We start from the raw sequence: 15,690 nt of genomic DNA, 5'->3' as shown, positions 1-15,690 counted from the left end.
CGCCGGTTTTTCCGATAAATTACGCGTCTGCAGGGATGCCCAGTCCAGCCCAGCCCCGCCCCGCTTGACCGGCCCGGCCCGCAGGGCTACCCGCGCAGCCATGCGCATCCAGCCTCGCCCCGACGGCCTTCCCCTGGTGATGGGGATCGTCAATGTCACGCCCGACAGCTTTTCAGACGGCGGGAAATTTCTCGCCGCGGACGCCGCGCGCGATCACGCGCTGAGGCTTCTGGACGCCGGGGCGGACTGGCTCGATATCGGCGGGGAAAGCACGAGGCCGGGCGCCGAGCCCGTCGGCGAGGCCGAGGAAATCCGCCGCGTCGTCCCGGTGATCGAGGCGGTGATCGCCGCCCGGCCGGAGGCGAAGCTCTCCATCGACACGATGAAGCCCGCCGTCGCGCGCGCCGCCGTGAACGCCGGCGCTACGCTGTGGAACGACGTCAACGCGCTTCAGGCCGAGGGCGCGCTGGAGGTCGCCGCCGAGCTTCAGTGCGCGGTCTGCCTGATGCACATGCAGGGCGAGCCGCGCACCATGCAGGCTGCGCCGTCTTATGAAAACGTCGTCACCGAAGTCGCCGCCTTCCTGGGTCGCCGGGCCGGTGCGGCGATGGCTCGCGGCGTGGCGCGCGAGGCGATCTGGCTCGATCCGGGCATCGGGTTCGGCAAGACGGTCGAGCATAATCTCGCGCTGATGGCCGCGATCGAGGACTATGCCGGGCTGGGCTTTCCGATCCTGTTCGGCGCCTCTCGCAAGCGCTTCATCGCCGCGCTGGACGAAGGTGCGGACGCCGGTGCAGGCCGGCTGGGCGGCTCGATCGCGGCGGCGCTGCACGCCGCCCGGGCCGGGGCGGGCATGGTTCGCGTGCACGACGTGCGCGAGACCGTGCAGGCGCTGAAGGTGCAGGCCGCGATTGACCGATTCAGCGGCCGTTAAACCGCCGCGGCGACACTCAGCGCCTGTCCGAAGCCTGAGAAGGCCCATGCGCGCACCGCTCGCCCTTATTGTTCTGGTGACGCTGGCGCTCGCCGCCTGCGCCAGCCCGCCCGCGCCAAGGCTCGACGCACCGCGCGGACCGGTGATCTCTCACGACGCGCCACCGGGCTTCGAACCGCTGGCGAGCCTCAGAATCTGCCCCCAGCCCGCCCCGCCGTCCCGGCCCGCCTCGGGCGCGGACGGGCGCATCCTCGCCTACCAGCCGGTGGTGCGGATCAACGGCGTGCCGCTTTTAAAAGCGCCGGCGCGGGACGTGTGCCTTTATCGCGGCGTGGGGTTCGGACGCGGCGCGCATGAAGGGCTCGACCTCGCCCCGTTCCCACGCGATCGCATAGGACCCATATTCGCCGCCGGCGACGGGGTGGTGATCGAGACCGGCGACCGGCACGATTTCGGCCTCTGGGTGCTGATCGATCACGGCCGCGGGGTCTACACCCGCTACGCGCACCTCTCCTCGATCGCGCCGGGCGTCCGCGCCGGCGCCTATGTCACACAAGGTGTCGAACTCGGCGTGATGGGCGGCACCGGCGGGGTGCCGGTGCATCTTCACTACGCCATCCTCACCGGGCGCTACGACACGCCGGCGAGGAGCTTCGGCCTCGACCCCGTCGACCCGTTCGGCCTCGAACTGGCGGGGCTGGGAAGCTAGTCCCGCTTCTTCACCCGGCGCAGCTTGCGTTCGGGCGAGGGCGCCCAGTCGTTCGGCTTGGAGGATTTGCGCGCGCCGGTCTTGTCGCGGGACGTCTTGTCGCGCGCCTTGCCGCCGGTCGCCTTCTCCCCACGCGCTTTGTCCTTTGGGCGCGGCTTGCGGTCTTCGTAGAGCGCGCCTTCGGACTTCTTCGCCTTGATCGCGGCGCGTTCGGCCTTGCCGGGGCGGGGCCGCGCGGCGGGCTTTTTCGGGCGGGCACGGGGTGCGGGCGCGCTCTGGTCGGCGGGCTCGAGCGGGGTGTCGCCGGCGCGGCGGACCACGACGTTCTCGTCACGCTCGCGCGGTTCTTTCAGGCTCTTTTCGAACCCGGCCACCTTGGGGCCGGTGATCTCGAACCGGGTCGCGGTCTCGCCGATATCGATCGCGCCGATATCGTTGCCGGTCACCCCGCCCACGCGGCAGATCAGCGGCAAGAGCCAGCGGGGCTCGGCGCGGTGCTTGCGACCCAGATTGACCTCGTACCAGACGCCCGGCTCGAAGCCTGCGCGGTCGGCCTTCGGCGCGCGCTCGCGGCGTTCGCCGCGCTCGGGCCGGTCGCCGCGATCTTCGCGGAAGGCGCGCTCGCGCACCGGCGCGTCCGACACCTCTTCAGGCGCGGGCAGCCGGCGTTCGAGCTCGGCCAGGAAGGCGGCCGCGACACGTTCGGCCCCGAAGCGCTCGAGGATTTCCCGGGCTTCGGCCAGACGCTCGTCGGCGGGGTCTTCGCCCAGAGCCGGATGATCGCCCAGGCGCTCGCGGTCCTTGGCGCGCACCGCCTCGGCGTCCGGCGCAGGGGTCCAGTCGGCCTCGACCTTGGCTTCGCGCAGAAGGCGGATGACCCGGCCCTTGCGCGAATGCGCGACGACCAGGACCGAGACGCCCTTCGCGCCCGCCCGGCCGGTGCGGCCAGACCGGTGCAGCAGGGCTTCTGAATTGTTCGGCGGCTCGGCGTGGACCACCAGATCGAGGCCCGGCAGGTCGATGCCGCGCGCCGCCACGTCGGTGGCCACGCACACGCTCGCCCGGCCGTCGCGCAGCGCCTGCAGCGCCTTGGTGCGCTCGGCCTGGCTGAGCTCGCCCGACAGCGCCACGGCGGAAAAGCCGCGATTGCCCAGCCGCGCGGCGAGCCGGCTCACCGCCTCGCGCGTGGCGCAGAACACCAGCGCCCGCGGCGCGCCGTGATAGCGCAGCACGTTGATGACCGCGTTCTCGCGCTCATGACCGGCGACGGCGTGGGCGACATAGGAGATGTCGGCGTGCTGGCCGGTCGCGCTGAGGGTGGAGATCCGCAGGGCGCCGGACTGATAGGTTTCCGCGATGCGCGCGATCTCCCGCGACACGGTCGCGGAGAACAGAAGCGTGCGCCGGGTGTCCGGCGCGGTGTCGAGGATGAATTCGAGGTCTTCCTTGAAGCCGAAATCGAGCATCTCGTCGGCTTCGTCCAGCACGATGACCCGGATCTGGGACAGATCCAGCGCGCCGCGCTCGATATGGTCTTTCAGGCGGCCGGGCGTGCCCACCAGGATGTGCGCGCCGCGCTCGAAGGCGCGCCGTTCGGTGCGCGGATCCATGCCGCCCACCGCGCTTGCGATGCGCGCGCCCGCGCCGGAATAAAGCCAGCCCAGCTCGCGCTGGACCTGAAGGGCGAGCTCGCGCGTGGGTGCGACGACCAGCGCCAGCGGCGCGCCCGCGGCGGGCAGCGACTCCTCGCCGGCGAGCAGCTCGGCGGCCATGGCCAGGCCGAAGGCCACGGTCTTGCCCGAACCGGTCTGGGCGGAGACCAGAAGGTCGCGCCCGGCGGCGTCTTCGGCGAGCACGGCGGCCTGCACCTCGGTGAGGGCGGCATAGCCTTTCGTCTCCAGCGCGGCTCGGAGCGCGGACGGCAGGTCTTCAGGCAGGGTCATGTGGGTCCAGTCTCGCCGCGCGTCGTTCAGCGCGTTGCGGCGTATGCGTCGTGAGGGCGGAACGCCGCCCGCGCGCGGAGACCCCGCGCGAAAGAGCGGCGGCTATATCAGCTTTTCGAACGCTTGGGAAACGCGGTGATCGCTCGGCGCGCTCCGATAACCATTAAAGACCGGACCGCGGCGGGCAGGACGCCACGACTGGATCGGCGCCGTTCAACACGTCCCGAGCGGCTCCGCGCAGGGTGAACCGCCCTTCGCCGTGAAGCGCGCCGTCCGAAACACGCCGCACGCCCTGGAAAGCGCCCTCGATCCGGCCGAAGGCGCGTCCGCGAATGCGCGGCGTGCGCCAGCCGCCCGTGTTGAAGTCGCCGTCTTCCAGCTCCACCTCGATGGAGCGACCGAAGAACATGGGCGATCCGACGGCCACCGCTTCCACCGGCGCGGTCGGCGCTTCGATCCGGCCCAGATGGACGATCTCGCCGGTGTCAGGATCGGGGGCATAGCGGTCGACGACATAGCCTCGCCGCAACTGCCGGCGCTCGTCGGTCTTGATGACGTCGACGAAGGCGTAGCCGGCGTCAAGCATGGCCTTGCAGGCGTCAAAGCACCCCGACTCCACGTTCGGGTAGCGAGAGGCGGTGTAGGTGCGCGCGCCTGCGGAAAGGGCGGGCTCGAACTCTCGTTTCAGCCCGCCATAGCGCTCGCATATCTGCTGGAACTGCTCATCGTCCGGGCCGGTCGCGGCGTTCGCGACTGCGCTCTGGGCGGAGGCGAGAACGACGGCCGACGTCATGCATCCCGCCAGAACGGGCGCTGCGCTCATCGCAGCCAGTATGAAGATCATACGCATGCGAGAAGTCTATCGCGACTTCACGCCCTTCGCCTACCCGCCCGGCGCGAACATCAGCGCGATCTCGGGCACGAAGGCGATGATCATCAGCCCGCCGAGCATGAGCCCGATGAAGGGCAGGACCGCCTTGGTCACCGTCCAGAAGCTTTCCTTGAAGGCGGCCATGGCGACGATGAGATTGAGGCCCAGCGGCGGGGTGAGATAGCCGATCCCCAGATTGACGATCATGATGATGCCGAAATGGACCGGATCGACGCCCTGCGCTTCGGCCAGCGGCTGCAGCAGCGGGGCGAGCACCAGCGTCGCCGAGCCCACGTCGATCACCATGCCGACGACCAGCAGAAGCGCGTTGGCCAGCAGCATGAACTCGACCTTGCTGTCGATCACGTCGTTGAGCTGGGCCACCAGCGCCTGGGGCACGCCCTCGGCGGTGAGGAAGACGTTCAGCGAGAACGCGAAGGCGAGCACGGGGTAGAGCGAACCCAGCAGCTTGCCGGATTCCACCGTCACGGCCTTGAGGTCGGCCATTGAGAGGTCGCGATGCAGCAGCACCTCGACCAGCACCGCGACGACGACCGCGACCGCGGCGGCTTCGGTGACGGTGAAGATCCCGCCGTAAATGCCGCCCAGAATGATGATCGGGATGGGCAGGGCGAAGATCGAGCGCCGGATCGCGCGGATGAAGCCGGAGACCCGCCAGCCGCCCTCGCGGCGCCTGAAATTCAGCACGAAGGCGTAGACCGCGAAGATCGCGACCAGCACCAGAGCCGGGCCTATCCCTGCGATGAAGAGCTGGGCGATCGAGACCTGGGTGATGTAGCCGTAAAGAATGAGCGGGATGGAGGGCGGGATGATGATCCCGAGCACGCCGCCCGAGCATAGCGCGCCGATGGCGAAGCTTTTCGAATATCCGCCCTCGATCAGCGCGCGGTACATGATCCCGCCGACCGCCAGCAGCGTCACCGCCGCGCTGCCCGAGATCGCCGCAAAGCCTGCGCAGCTGAGCACCGCGGCCAGCGCGAGCCCGCCGGGGATGGGCCGGGTGATCTCGCGCATCAGATCGATGATGCGTTCGGCGATCGTGCCCCGGCTCATGATCGCGCCGGCCAGCACGAACAGCGGGATGGCGAGCAGCACCTCCTGGTTCACCGCGAACCAGACGTCGTAGACCGCGTATTCGGGCCGGCCGTCGTTCCAGACCGAGTAGACGAACAGCGCCGCGCACCCCAGAAGCACCAGCACAGGCTGGCGCAGCACCATCAGAAGGACGATCAGTCCGACGAGCAGCCACATCTCCATCAGGGCCGCTCCTGCTCGCCGGTCTTGGGATCATGCGGATCGCCTTCCGCCGCGCCCGCGCTCGATTCCTCGAAATCCTCGCTGGGTTTGAGATCCGGCCGTGCGGCGTAGATGAAAAAGCGCACCGCGTTGGTCGCAAACGCGAGGAAGATCATCGCCTGCAGGGTCCAGATCGGCGCACGCAGGATCTCGGTCCGGTCGCCGAGCACGAAGCTCTGGATCACCATCCAGGCGGAAAGCCCTGCGAAGACCGCGAAGAACAGCCCCGTCACCGCGCTGGCGATCCGGTCGATCATCGGGCTCAGCGCGGCGGGGATCAGGGCGTCGAACAGGCGCGGGCGCAGATGCGCGCCCTCGTCGGTGGCGACCCCGATGCCGAACATGGCCACCGCGACCATGCCGACCACGGCGACTTCGGTCGCCCCGATCAGCCCGGTCATGAACAGCCGCCGGCTGATCACGTCGGCCATCAGCGACAGCGCCATCAGGGCGAAGGCGATGAGCGTGATCCAGCGCTCGACAAGGCCGATGGTTCTCAAAAGCGCGCTCACGAGCCGGTCCCTCCCGCGCCCGCCTGCATCCGGGCGAATTCCGCCTTGCCTGCGAGGATCGCCTCGTAAACTTCGCGCGAGCGCCCGCCGATCGTCTCGACCAGCCGATCGACCACGTTCACGGTCTCGGCTTTCCAGGCGGCGCGTTCGTCTTCGCTCAGATCGTGGACCTGGACGGGTTCGCCGGCGGTGGTGACCAGAGGCCGGACGACGTTTCCCTCCCTGTCGCGCTGCACGCCCTCGCGCATCCAGGCCAGCACCACGTCGTCGAGCACGCGCACCCCGGCGCGCGCTTCTGCCGGGCTGCCCCAGGCGGTGTCGATCGTGGCTTTCTGCGATGCGCTCGCGGCCTCGTACCAGTCCTTGTTCAGCACGATCGCGCCGGTGTCGTAGGAGTGGTAGGTCAGCGTGAAATGGGTCGCCAGCTCCAGCGTTGAGAAGAAGTGGAACACCGCGCTCGACAGCCCGCCCTGCACCAGGCCGGTCTGCAGCGCCGGCACCACGTCGGCGATCCCCAGCGGGATCGCGTCCATGCCGGCGGCCTCACAGAAATACCGCGCCGCGGCGTTCGGGCTGGTGCGCATGCGAAGGCCCGCCGCCATGTCGGGATGGGTGAGCGGGCGGTCGGCGAAGACATGGGTCCAGCCCACCTCCACCCATTGCAGCAGGCGCAGGTTCTGCCGCCGGGCCAGCTCGTCGACGATGCCGAACAGGTGCTGGTCGTAGACGAAGTCGACTTCTTCCCGGCTGTCGAACAGATAGGGCGCCATGGCGATCGTCAGCTCGGGGATGGAGCTTGAAAGCCCCTGAAGGCTCATCCCGCCGACATGCACCCGGCCGCGCCTGAGATCGTGGAGCATGCGCTCCTCGTCGCCGAGCTCGGCCTTGGTGAAGTACTCGAAATTCAGCGTCGGGTTTTTCGCGATATTGGCTTCGAAATTGCGCCATTGCGCGTCCCAGGGCGTGCGCGGCGGCGCCTGGGCGACGGCCCGGCCGTAAAGCTCGGCCTCGTCGCGCGGCGGGCGTTCGCAGGCGCCGAGCGCGGAAGCGCCCGCGGTCCCGGCGGCCAGGCCCAGAAACTGTCTGCGTCGCATCGACGCCTCCCCCCGGCGCGCCTTTTGACGTCGCCGTCTATCCGGTTTTCAATTGGTATAACATTTGGGTTTCGGCCCGAAGGCAAGGCGGTCGCTCAGGTTTTCGAGTCGAGACCGGGAAAACGGAAAAGGGGCGCGGCATGAAGATCACGCGGCGGGGGGCGATGGGCCTTCTGGGCGCTGCGGCGCTGACCGGTTGCGGCCCGCGGGGCGAGCGCGGCGGCAAGGACGCCGACGTGATCGTCGTCGGCGCCGGGCTTTCAGGGCTTCACGCCGCGCTGACGCTGGAAGAATTCGGCCTGGACGTTCTGGTGCTCGAAGCGGCGAACCGGCCCGGCGGGCGCATGCTGACGCTGACCGACCTGCCCGGCGCGCCGGAGGCGGGCGGCGAGCAGGTCGGGCGCACCTACGCCCGGGTGAGGGCGCGGGCCGAACAATTCGGTATCGGCTTTTCCGATTTCCCGCCCAACCGCTTCGGCGAGGTGCTGCATGTGCGCGGGCAGACGCTTCGGGCCGCCGACTGGCCGGCTCATCCGGCGAACCGGCTGCCTGAACCGCTGAAGGCGATTCCGCCGCACAGGCTTTTCTTCGGCATGGCGGCGCGGTCGAACCCGTTTGACGACGTCTACGCCTGGCGAGACGCCGAGGCCGCCGCTCACGACGTCGCCGCCCGCGACTGGCTCAGCGCCCGCGGGGCGGACGCGGAGACGCTGCGCCTGATCGAGGTCTCGCTGAACGGGCGCGATCTCGAGACGTATTCCATGCTCAACCTCTTCCGCACGCTCGCCATTTTCGCCCAGGAGCGCGACATGGGCGGCTCGCAGGCGATCGCGCAGGGCAGCCAGGCCCTGCCCGAGGCGATGGCGGCGGGGCTCGCCCGAACCCCGCGCTACGGAGCGCCGGTGATGGGGATCGAGGCGGACGATGCGGGTGTGCGCGTGCTGCTTGAAAGCGGCGAAGCGCTGCGCGCCGATTTCGCGATCTCGTCGCTACCCTTCGCGGTGCTGAGGGAGGTCGGACTGGAAGCCCCTGTCAGCGAGACCCAGCGTCAGGCGATCGAGTTTCTGAGCTACACCCCGATCGTGCAGCTGCATCTGCAGGCCGAAACCCCGTTCTGGGAGGCTGACGGGCTGGCGCCGGAAATGTGGACCGACAGCCCGCTCGAACGCGTCTTCGCCCGCCGCGATGCGGACGGTGCGCCCACCGGCATGCTGACCGCCTGGCTCGACGGGCTGGGCGGGCTCGACGCGGATACGCTGGGCGATGAGGCGCTCGAAGAGATGGCGCGCGCCGAGTTCGCCCGAATCCGCCCGGCCAGCGAAGGGCGGGTGCGCCTGCGTCATGTCCAGCGCTGGACCGACCGCAACCCGCTGGCGGGCGGCGCGTACATGCACTGGCGGCCGGGCGAAGCGGCGCGCTGGGCCGACACGATGGCTGCGCCTGCGGGACGGCTTCACTTCGCGGGCGAACACACCGGCCGGCTTCACACCGGCATGGAAGCGGCGATGGAATCCGGCGAACGTGCGGCCGTTGAAATTCTGGACCGGGTGCAGGCATGAAAACGCTGATCGCGACGAGCCTTCCGATCATTCTGCTGGCCGCGTGCCAGACCGCGCCGGTCGACGCGCCTGAAGCCGAAGCCGCCGGAACGGCCCGAGGCGAGGTCCTCTACAATCCGCTCGAACGCATCGGCGAGCCCGGCCGGGACGCCTATTCCCAGGCTGCGCTGGTCACCGGCTGGCTCGACGGCGCCTGGTCGAACGAAGCGCAATACGCCTTCACGCCCGAAGAGATGAAGCGCGAGCCGGCCGCCGGCGCGCCCTATGACTGGCTCGATCTTCAGTTCGCGCAGTTTCACACCGTCGACGCGCCGGAGATCGGCGATCACGTCGTCTATCTCGAATGGCGCTCTGACGCCGCTGACGGCCCGATCAGCCGCCAGCGGCTCTGGGCGTTCCGCGAGGATGAAAGCGGCGAACTCACCGGCATGGACTTCTTCACTTTCCGCGATCCCGCGCCCTTCGCCGGCCGCGGCGCGGAGCCGGGCGCCTTCACGAGCCTCGGGCCGGACGATCTCATCGCCTATCCCGAAGGCTGCACCCTGACCGCCCGCGCACCGGCCTGGATGGGCTATGTCTTCGATGTGAGGGCGGGCGATTGCGCGATCACCGCGCGGTCGGGCCGGAGAATGGGCATCGACGCGCTGGTCGAAATCGCGCCGCGCCGGATCGGCTACAGCGAAGCGGGCGTGCTGGAAGACGGAAGCTACGCCTTCCTCGTGCCCGGCGGTCCGGCCTACGACTTCCGCCGCGTCGATCCGGGCGACGATCGGGAGTGACCTTCGCGCCACAGGCGCGGCGCTTCGGCCACGCTTCGGTCCGGTTCGGGGTTTTCCCGACCGGCGCTCAGGGTTAATGAGCCCGCTCCCCGGCGGACTTCGCCGCGCAGAGGAGCCTGACGCGACCCATGCGATCTGATCTGAGCTAGAGCGGCGGCCTGAGTTTCAGGCGGCGAGCGCCGCGCCCACCGATCCAGCCCACGCGAGCCCGCGTGTGCGGACGACCGGCCGAACCCTCGCCACGCAAACAGCTTTATCTCAGAGCGCGCGTCACTCCCTCGCGCGCCCCATCCGCAAGGATCGCATCATGTCCGTCCTCGACGACGACGACGCTCCGCGCGAGCGCGTGCTTTCGAACTTCGAAGTCCTTCAGTTCCTGTTCCGCCAGTGGCGGCGCCGGCCGGTCCTGTTCGGCTGCGTGGTGACTTTCACCCTGATCGCCACCGTGGCGGACATCTTCGTGCCGGTGGCCGCAGGCGCGCTGATCGACGCGATTTCCGGACCTCAGGCCGACCGGGACGGCGCGGCGCACTGGGCGGCGCTGGGCGCGTTCCTGGGGCTGGCGTTGTTGGTGAACGTGGCCCGCCAGGCGATGGTGCGCTGCGAGATTCCGATGTCGAGCGCGAACATGGCCGACATGACCACCGAGGCCTTTTCGCGCGTGCAGAGCTTTTCCGCAGACTGGCATGCGAACACCTTCGCAGGCTCGGTCGTGCGCAAGATCACCCGCGGCATGTGGGCCTACGACACCGTCACCGCGACCTTGTGGTTCGCGCTGATCCCGTCCGTGCTCGTGATGCTGGGCCTGTCGGTCTACATGGCGATCCACTGGCCGATCGTGGGGGCGTACGCGCTCGTGGTGATGACGCTGTTCATCGCTTCGACCGTGCTGATGGCGACCTATTACATCCGCCCGCAGAACATCGTCTCGAACGCGAAGGATTCCGAGCTCGGCGGCGCGATCGCCGATGCGGTGACGGGCGTGGCCACGGTGAAGAGCTTCGGCGCGGAAGCCCGCGAGGACGCGCGCTTTCACAAGCTGGCCTGGGTCTGGCGCACCGAGGTGAAGAAGACCTGGACCCGGTTCGTGAACACCTGGCTGGTCCAGATGGTGGCCGTTCTGGCGCTTCAGGCCGGGCTCGCGGGCATGCTGGTCCAGCAATGGACGCAAGGCACGGCGACGGCCGGCGACGTCACCTTCGCGATCACCGCCTTTCTGATGATGGCGGGCTATATGCGCCGCTTCGGCGAAGAGGTGCAGAACGTCCAGCGCGCGCTCGACGAGATCCAGGACATCGCCGCCTACGCCAAGACCAGCGCCCAGATCGCAGACCGTCCCGGCGCGCCGGATTTCCGCCCCGGCGCGGGCCGGATCGCGTTCGAGCGCGTGCGGTTCACATACGGCGGGCAGGACCGGCCGCTCTATGAGGATTTCAGCCTCGAGATCGCGCCGGGCGAGAAGGTCGCGCTGGTCGGGCCCACCGGCTCGGGCAAGTCGACCTTCGTCAAGCTGGTCCAGCGGCTCTACGACGTGGACGCGGGCGCGGTGCGCATCGACGGCCAGGACGTGCGCGAGGTGACCCAGGCGAGCCTGCGCGCGGCCATCGCGCTGGTGCCCCAGGACCCGGCCCTGTTTCACCGCACCATCGCGGAGAACATCGCCTACGCCCGGCCCGGCGCGAGCCATGACGAGATCGTAGAGGCGGCCAAGCGCGCCCGTGCGCACGACTTCATCACCGCCCTGCCTGCGGGCTACGACACGCTGGTCGGCGAGCGCGGGGTGAAGCTGTCGGGCGGCGAGCGTCAGCGCGTGGCGATCGCGCGGGCGATCCTGGCCGATGCGCCGATCCTGGTCTTCGACGAGGCGACGAGCTCGCTGGACAACGAGACCGAGCGCGAGGTGCAGGAGGCCATGGCCGACGTCACCGCGGGCCGCACCGCGATCGTCATCGCCCACCGTCTGTCGACCATTCGCGACGCGGACCGGATCCTGGTCTTCAGCCAGGGCCGCATCGTCGAGCAGGGCACCCACACAGAGCTCGTAAGCCAGGGCGAAGGCGTCTACGCCCGCCTGGCCGCGCTGGCGGAGGGGTAGGTCTTGCCTCTGCGCCCGGCGCGCGTCAGGATCGCGCCGTAACGTTCCAAGGGGTGTCCTTGCGCTCGTTCCTGATCGGGGTCCCCGGTCAGGCCGGGGACAGGGGCTGAGAGTGACCCTCAGGACCGGATCCGGGTCATGCCGGCGTCGGGATGGAGCAAAGGGCCGGGTGCGGCCCTGCCTCGTCTTCTCCGCGTGCATGATCTGTCACGATGAGGGCGAAGGTATGAAACCAGCCATGGTGTTTCTGCGGATCATCGGAATCGGCCTCGGCGCCTCGCTCATCGTGGGTGAAGCGCTGCGCAGTTGGGGGCAGGACCGGCCTTTGGTCTTCGTCGTCGACGACTTCCTTTTCGGCGGCGCGCTGGTGATTGCGGCATGGTTTGCTCGCACCGGCGCGCCTGTCCGCCTGCGTGCGCTCGCCGCCGCCTTCGCCGGCTGCGCAGGCCTGTTGTACTCGAGCTTCTTTACCAAGCTGGTCGGACCGCCCGGCCATTCGTCCAATATCGACGAAACCGTGCTGACCGCCCTGGTCGGAGCGGCCTTCGTCACGTCCGTGATCGGGCTCGTCGCCAGCCTGCTCATCCCCGCAAATTCGAAAGACCCCGCGCCATGAACAAGCCTACGAACCAGGCCGAATTTCCCACCCCGACGGTGACCACCGGGCCGCTTCAGGGCTCCAAACGGGTCTACACCCGGCCCGAGGCTGCGCCCCATCTCGCCGTGCCGCACCGGGAGGTCGAGCTTCATCCCACCGCGATGGAGCCGGCGGTGCGCGTGTATGACTGCTCGGGCCCCTACACCGACCCGGCCGCCCGCATCGACGTGGAGAAAGGCCTGCCGCGCACGCGCGCGGACTGGGTGATGAAGCGCGGCGGGGTGGAAGCCTATGACGGCCGCGAGCCGACCCCGCTCGATAACGGAAACGCCACGGGCAAATACCTCGCCCGCGAGTTTCCCGTGCGTCACCGGCCTTTGAAAGCCACAGGCTCGGGGCCCGTCACCCAGATCGAGTTCGCCCGCGCCGGGATCGTCACCGACGAGATGATCTACGCCGCCGAGCGTGAAAATCTCGGCCGCGCCCGCGCGCTGCACGACGCGCATGTCCGCCACGCCGATGGAGAGCGCTTCGGCGCGGAGCTGCCCGAATTCGTCACCCCTGAGTTCGTCCGCGAGGAGATCGCGCGCGGCCGGGCGATCATCCCGGCGAACATCAACCACGCCGAGCTCGAGCCGATGGTGATCGGCCGGAACTTCCTGGTGAAGATCAACGCCAATATCGGCAATTCCGCGGTCGCCTCTTCGGTGGAGGAAGAGGTCGACAAGATGGTCTGGGCCATCCGCTGGGGCGCGGACACGGTGATGGACCTGTCCACCGGCAAGAACATCCACAACACCCGCGAATGGATCATCCGCAATTCGCCCGTGCCCATCGGCACCGTGCCGATCTACCAAGCGCTGGAGAAGGTGGGAGGCGTCGCCGAGGACCTCAGCTGGGAGATCTTCGCCGACACGCTGATCGAGCAGGCCGAGCAGGGGGTGGACTATTTCACCATCCACGCCGGCGTGCGCCTGCCTTACGTGCCGCTGACCGCGGACCGGGTGACCGGCATCGTCAGCCGCGGCGGCTCGATCATGGCCAAGTGGTGCCTGGCCCACCACGCCGAGAGCTTCCTGTATGAGCGCTTCGACGAGATCTGCGAGATCATGCGCGCCTATGACGTGTCGTTCTCACTGGGCGACGGCCTGCGCCCCGGCTCGGTCGCCGACGCCAACGACCGCGCTCAGTTCGCAGAGCTCGAAACCCTGGGCGAGCTGACCCGGCGCGCCTGGGATCGCGGCTGCCAGGTGATGATCGAAGGCCCCGGCCACGTGCCCATGCACAAGATCAAGGCCAATATGGACAAGCAGCTCGAGACCTGCGGCGAGGCGCCGTTCTACACGCTCGGCCCGCTCACCACCGACATCGCGCCGGGATACGACCACATCACCTCAGGCATCGGCGCGGCCATGATCGGCTGGTTCGGCACGGCCATGCTCTGCTACGTCACCCCGAAGGAGCATCTGGGCCTTCCCGACCGCGACGACGTGAAGACCGGCGTGATCACCTACAAGATCGCCGCCCACGCCGCCGACCTCGCCAAGGGCCACCCCGCCGCCAAGCTGCGGGATGACGCGCTGAGCCGCGCCCGGTTCGAGTTCCGCTGGGAAGACCAGTTCAACCTCTCCCTCGACCCCGACACCGCGCGCGACTTCCACGACCAGACCCTGCCGAAAGAGGCCCACAAGACCGCCCATTTCTGCTCCATGTGCGGCCCCAAATTCTGCTCCATGCAGATCACGCAAGAGATCCGGGATGAGTTCGGGACGGCGAGGTCGCCGAATGTCGCGCCGGAGGACGCCGAAGCGGGCATGGCGGAGAAGGCGGCGGAGTTTAAGCGCAAGGGTGGGGAGATTTATTTGCGGGAGGCTGAGCGCGGGTCGGCGAAGCCGACGGATTGATCCGGGGATCGATCCGACGCAGCGAAGGCCCCGGCAGGGGCGGGTGTGAGGGCGAGCACTAATAGGCCTCTCAACCTCGTCATCCCCGCGGAAGCGGGGACCCAGTCCGGCCTCGCCGTTGCTCTACGATCGCTGTGTTCCTGCTTTCCCCGCCTTCGCGAGGACATGCCGCGGGAATGACGAGGTGGGCCTGATTTCCAAAAACCCGAAGCGTCGATGCGAGTGAGCGTGGCCGCCCTATCCTGCGCGAGGTCCCTGTGTATCGGTCGTGTGCCATGATGATTGCGGGACGGAGGCCGATAGGTCCCCGGGCGGTCGAGCCCGAGAGCCGGCTCAGGCCCCGTCCCGCTTGCACATCAACAACCTGAACAGTTGCACGAGGCTGGTTGCAACAGACCTCGCACCACAGGGACAGGCACGATGACTTTACCTGATCGCTACGTCGGATGCGACGTGTCCAAGCTCTGGCTGGACGTTTTCGACCCCGCCCAGGGCCGGGCGTGCCGCATCCCCAACACCTCCGCCGACGCGGCCCGGCTGGCCGCCTCGATCGCCGCCACCGGCGGCTTCGTCGTCTTCGAGGCGACGGGTGTGTATGACCAGGCTCTGCGCGCCGCGCTGCATGCGGCCGGTGTTCAGAACGCGCGCATCAACCCCACCACCGCCCGGCGCTTCGCCCAAGCCACCGGCCGCAAGGCGAAGACCGACGCGCTGGACGCGGTCGTGCTCGCAGATCTGGGCGCCCGGCTCAGGCCTGCGCCTGACCCCGCGCCGTGCCCGCACCGTGAACGGCTGGGCCGGCTCGGGCTCAGGCGCGACCAGCTGGTCGCCGCCCGCAAGGACGAGATCATCCGGCTGAAGGCGACCGGCGAGCCGATCCTGATCGACAGCTTGAAGGCGCACATCGCATGGCTGGACGGCGCGATCTCGGCCATCGAGCGCGAGATCGCCGTCCTGATCGCGGCCACCGAACTCAACGACCAGGCCCGCCTGCTCGCTACCGCGCCGGGCGTTGGGCCGGTCACTGCGCAGGTGTTGCTCGCGCTGATGCCCGAACTGGGCGCCAGCACCCCCAAGCGTCTCGCCGCGCTCGCCGGGCTGGCCCCGTTCAACCACGACTCAGGTCAGCTCAAGGGAAAGCGCTGCATCTCCGGCGGGCGGCGGCGCGTGCGATCCGCCCTGTTCATCGCCGCCATGATCGCCGCAAGGCTATGCCCGGACCTGAAAGCCTTCGCTGACCGCATCCAGGCGCAGGGAAAGCCCAGAAAACTCGCCCTCATCGCCGTCGCCAGAAAACTCCTCACCCGCCTGAACGCCATGCTTAGAGATCAAACCGCCTACAGCACCGCATAACAGTTGCCGGCTCTTCCCCCGG

General features: G+C 68.9%; 13 protein-coding genes and 1 riboswitch. Of the genes, 8 read left to right on the top strand and 5 right to left on the bottom strand.

Going from position 1 to position 15,690, the window contains the following annotated elements:
* The first annotated feature begins 100 nt into the window (after window positions 1-100).
* Window positions 101-934: a dihydropteroate synthase gene (gene folP, locus ABL308_02085; GenBank protein ID XBQ16672.1), complete on the top strand. Its 834-nt coding sequence runs from the start codon at window positions 101-103 to the stop codon at window positions 932-934.
* A 46-nt stretch (window positions 935-980) separates the two neighbouring features.
* On the top strand, window positions 981-1,643 hold the full coding sequence (locus ABL308_02080; GenBank protein XBQ16671.1) for a M23 family metallopeptidase: 663 nt from the start codon (window positions 981-983) through the stop codon (window positions 1,641-1,643).
* Here the strand turns inward: ABL308_02080 and ABL308_02075 are convergent.
* From ABL308_02075 to dctP, 5 genes are all read right to left on the bottom strand, one after another.
* A complete protein-coding gene (locus ABL308_02075) occupies window positions 1,640-3,586 on the bottom strand; it encodes a DEAD/DEAH box helicase (GenBank protein ID XBQ16670.1) in 1,947 nt (648 codons plus the stop codon). The two genes, ABL308_02080 and ABL308_02075, sit on opposite strands and share 4 nt — an antisense overlap.
* A 163-nt stretch (window positions 3,587-3,749) precedes the next feature.
* The gene (locus tag ABL308_02070) at window positions 3,750-4,436 is read right to left on the bottom strand and encodes a hypothetical protein (protein ID XBQ16669.1); all 687 of its coding nucleotides are present in this window, start codon (window positions 4,434-4,436) and stop codon (window positions 3,750-3,752) included.
* Window positions 4,437-4,469: 33 nt separating this feature from the next.
* Entirely contained in the window at window positions 4,470-5,735 is a 1,266-nt protein-coding gene (locus ABL308_02065; GenBank protein XBQ16668.1) for a TRAP transporter large permease, read from the bottom strand.
* Complete coding sequence (locus tag ABL308_02060) at window positions 5,735-6,286, bottom strand: TRAP transporter small permease (protein ID XBQ16667.1); 552 nt, start codon at window positions 6,284-6,286, stop codon at window positions 5,735-5,737. The genes ABL308_02065 and ABL308_02060 overlap by 1 nt, the downstream gene beginning before the upstream one ends.
* Entirely contained in the window at window positions 6,283-7,380 is a 1,098-nt protein-coding gene (dctP, locus tag ABL308_02055) for a TRAP transporter substrate-binding protein DctP (protein ID XBQ16666.1), read from the bottom strand. The genes ABL308_02060 and dctP overlap by 4 nt, the downstream gene beginning before the upstream one ends.
* 140 nt (window positions 7,381-7,520) lie before the next feature.
* On the opposite strand from dctP, the gene ABL308_02050 reads away from it, so the two are divergent.
* From ABL308_02050 to ABL308_02025, 6 genes are all read left to right on the top strand, one after another.
* Window positions 7,521-8,939 carry an NAD(P)/FAD-dependent oxidoreductase gene (locus tag ABL308_02050; protein XBQ16665.1) on the top strand — a complete coding sequence of 473 codons (1,419 nt, stop codon included), beginning with the start codon at window positions 7,521-7,523 and terminating at the stop codon, window positions 8,937-8,939.
* On the top strand, window positions 8,936-9,718 hold the full coding sequence (locus ABL308_02045; GenBank protein ID XBQ16664.1) for a CpcT/CpeT family chromophore lyase: 783 nt from the start codon (window positions 8,936-8,938) through the stop codon (window positions 9,716-9,718). The genes ABL308_02050 and ABL308_02045 overlap by 4 nt, the downstream gene beginning before the upstream one ends.
* Window positions 9,719-10,025: 307 nt before the next feature.
* Entirely contained in the window at window positions 10,026-11,813 is a 1,788-nt protein-coding gene (locus ABL308_02040) for an ABC transporter ATP-binding protein (GenBank protein ID XBQ16663.1), read from the top strand.
* 39 nt (window positions 11,814-11,852) lie between these two features.
* Window positions 11,853-11,983, top strand: a riboswitch (TPP riboswitch).
* A 56-nt stretch (window positions 11,984-12,039) separates the two neighbouring features.
* Entirely contained in the window at window positions 12,040-12,429 is a 390-nt protein-coding gene (locus ABL308_02035; GenBank protein XBQ16662.1) for a hypothetical protein, read from the top strand.
* Window positions 12,426-14,315, top strand: coding sequence for a phosphomethylpyrimidine synthase ThiC (thiC, locus tag ABL308_02030; protein ID XBQ16661.1), 1,890 nt, complete (start codon window positions 12,426-12,428; stop codon window positions 14,313-14,315). The genes ABL308_02035 and thiC overlap by 4 nt, the downstream gene beginning before the upstream one ends.
* Window positions 14,316-14,735: 420 nt before the next feature.
* On the top strand, window positions 14,736-15,668 hold the full coding sequence (locus ABL308_02025) for an IS110 family transposase (protein ID XBQ16660.1): 933 nt from the start codon (window positions 14,736-14,738) through the stop codon (window positions 15,666-15,668).
* The last annotated feature ends 22 nt before the right edge of the window (window positions 15,669-15,690 follow it).

The sequence above is a fragment of the Oceanicaulis sp. genome (assembly GCA_040112665.1).
Taxonomy (GTDB): Bacteria; Pseudomonadota; Alphaproteobacteria; order Caulobacterales; family Maricaulaceae; genus Oceanicaulis.
The sequence above is the reverse complement of the archived record's forward strand: the minus strand, read 5'-3'. Positions and strand labels throughout refer to the sequence as shown.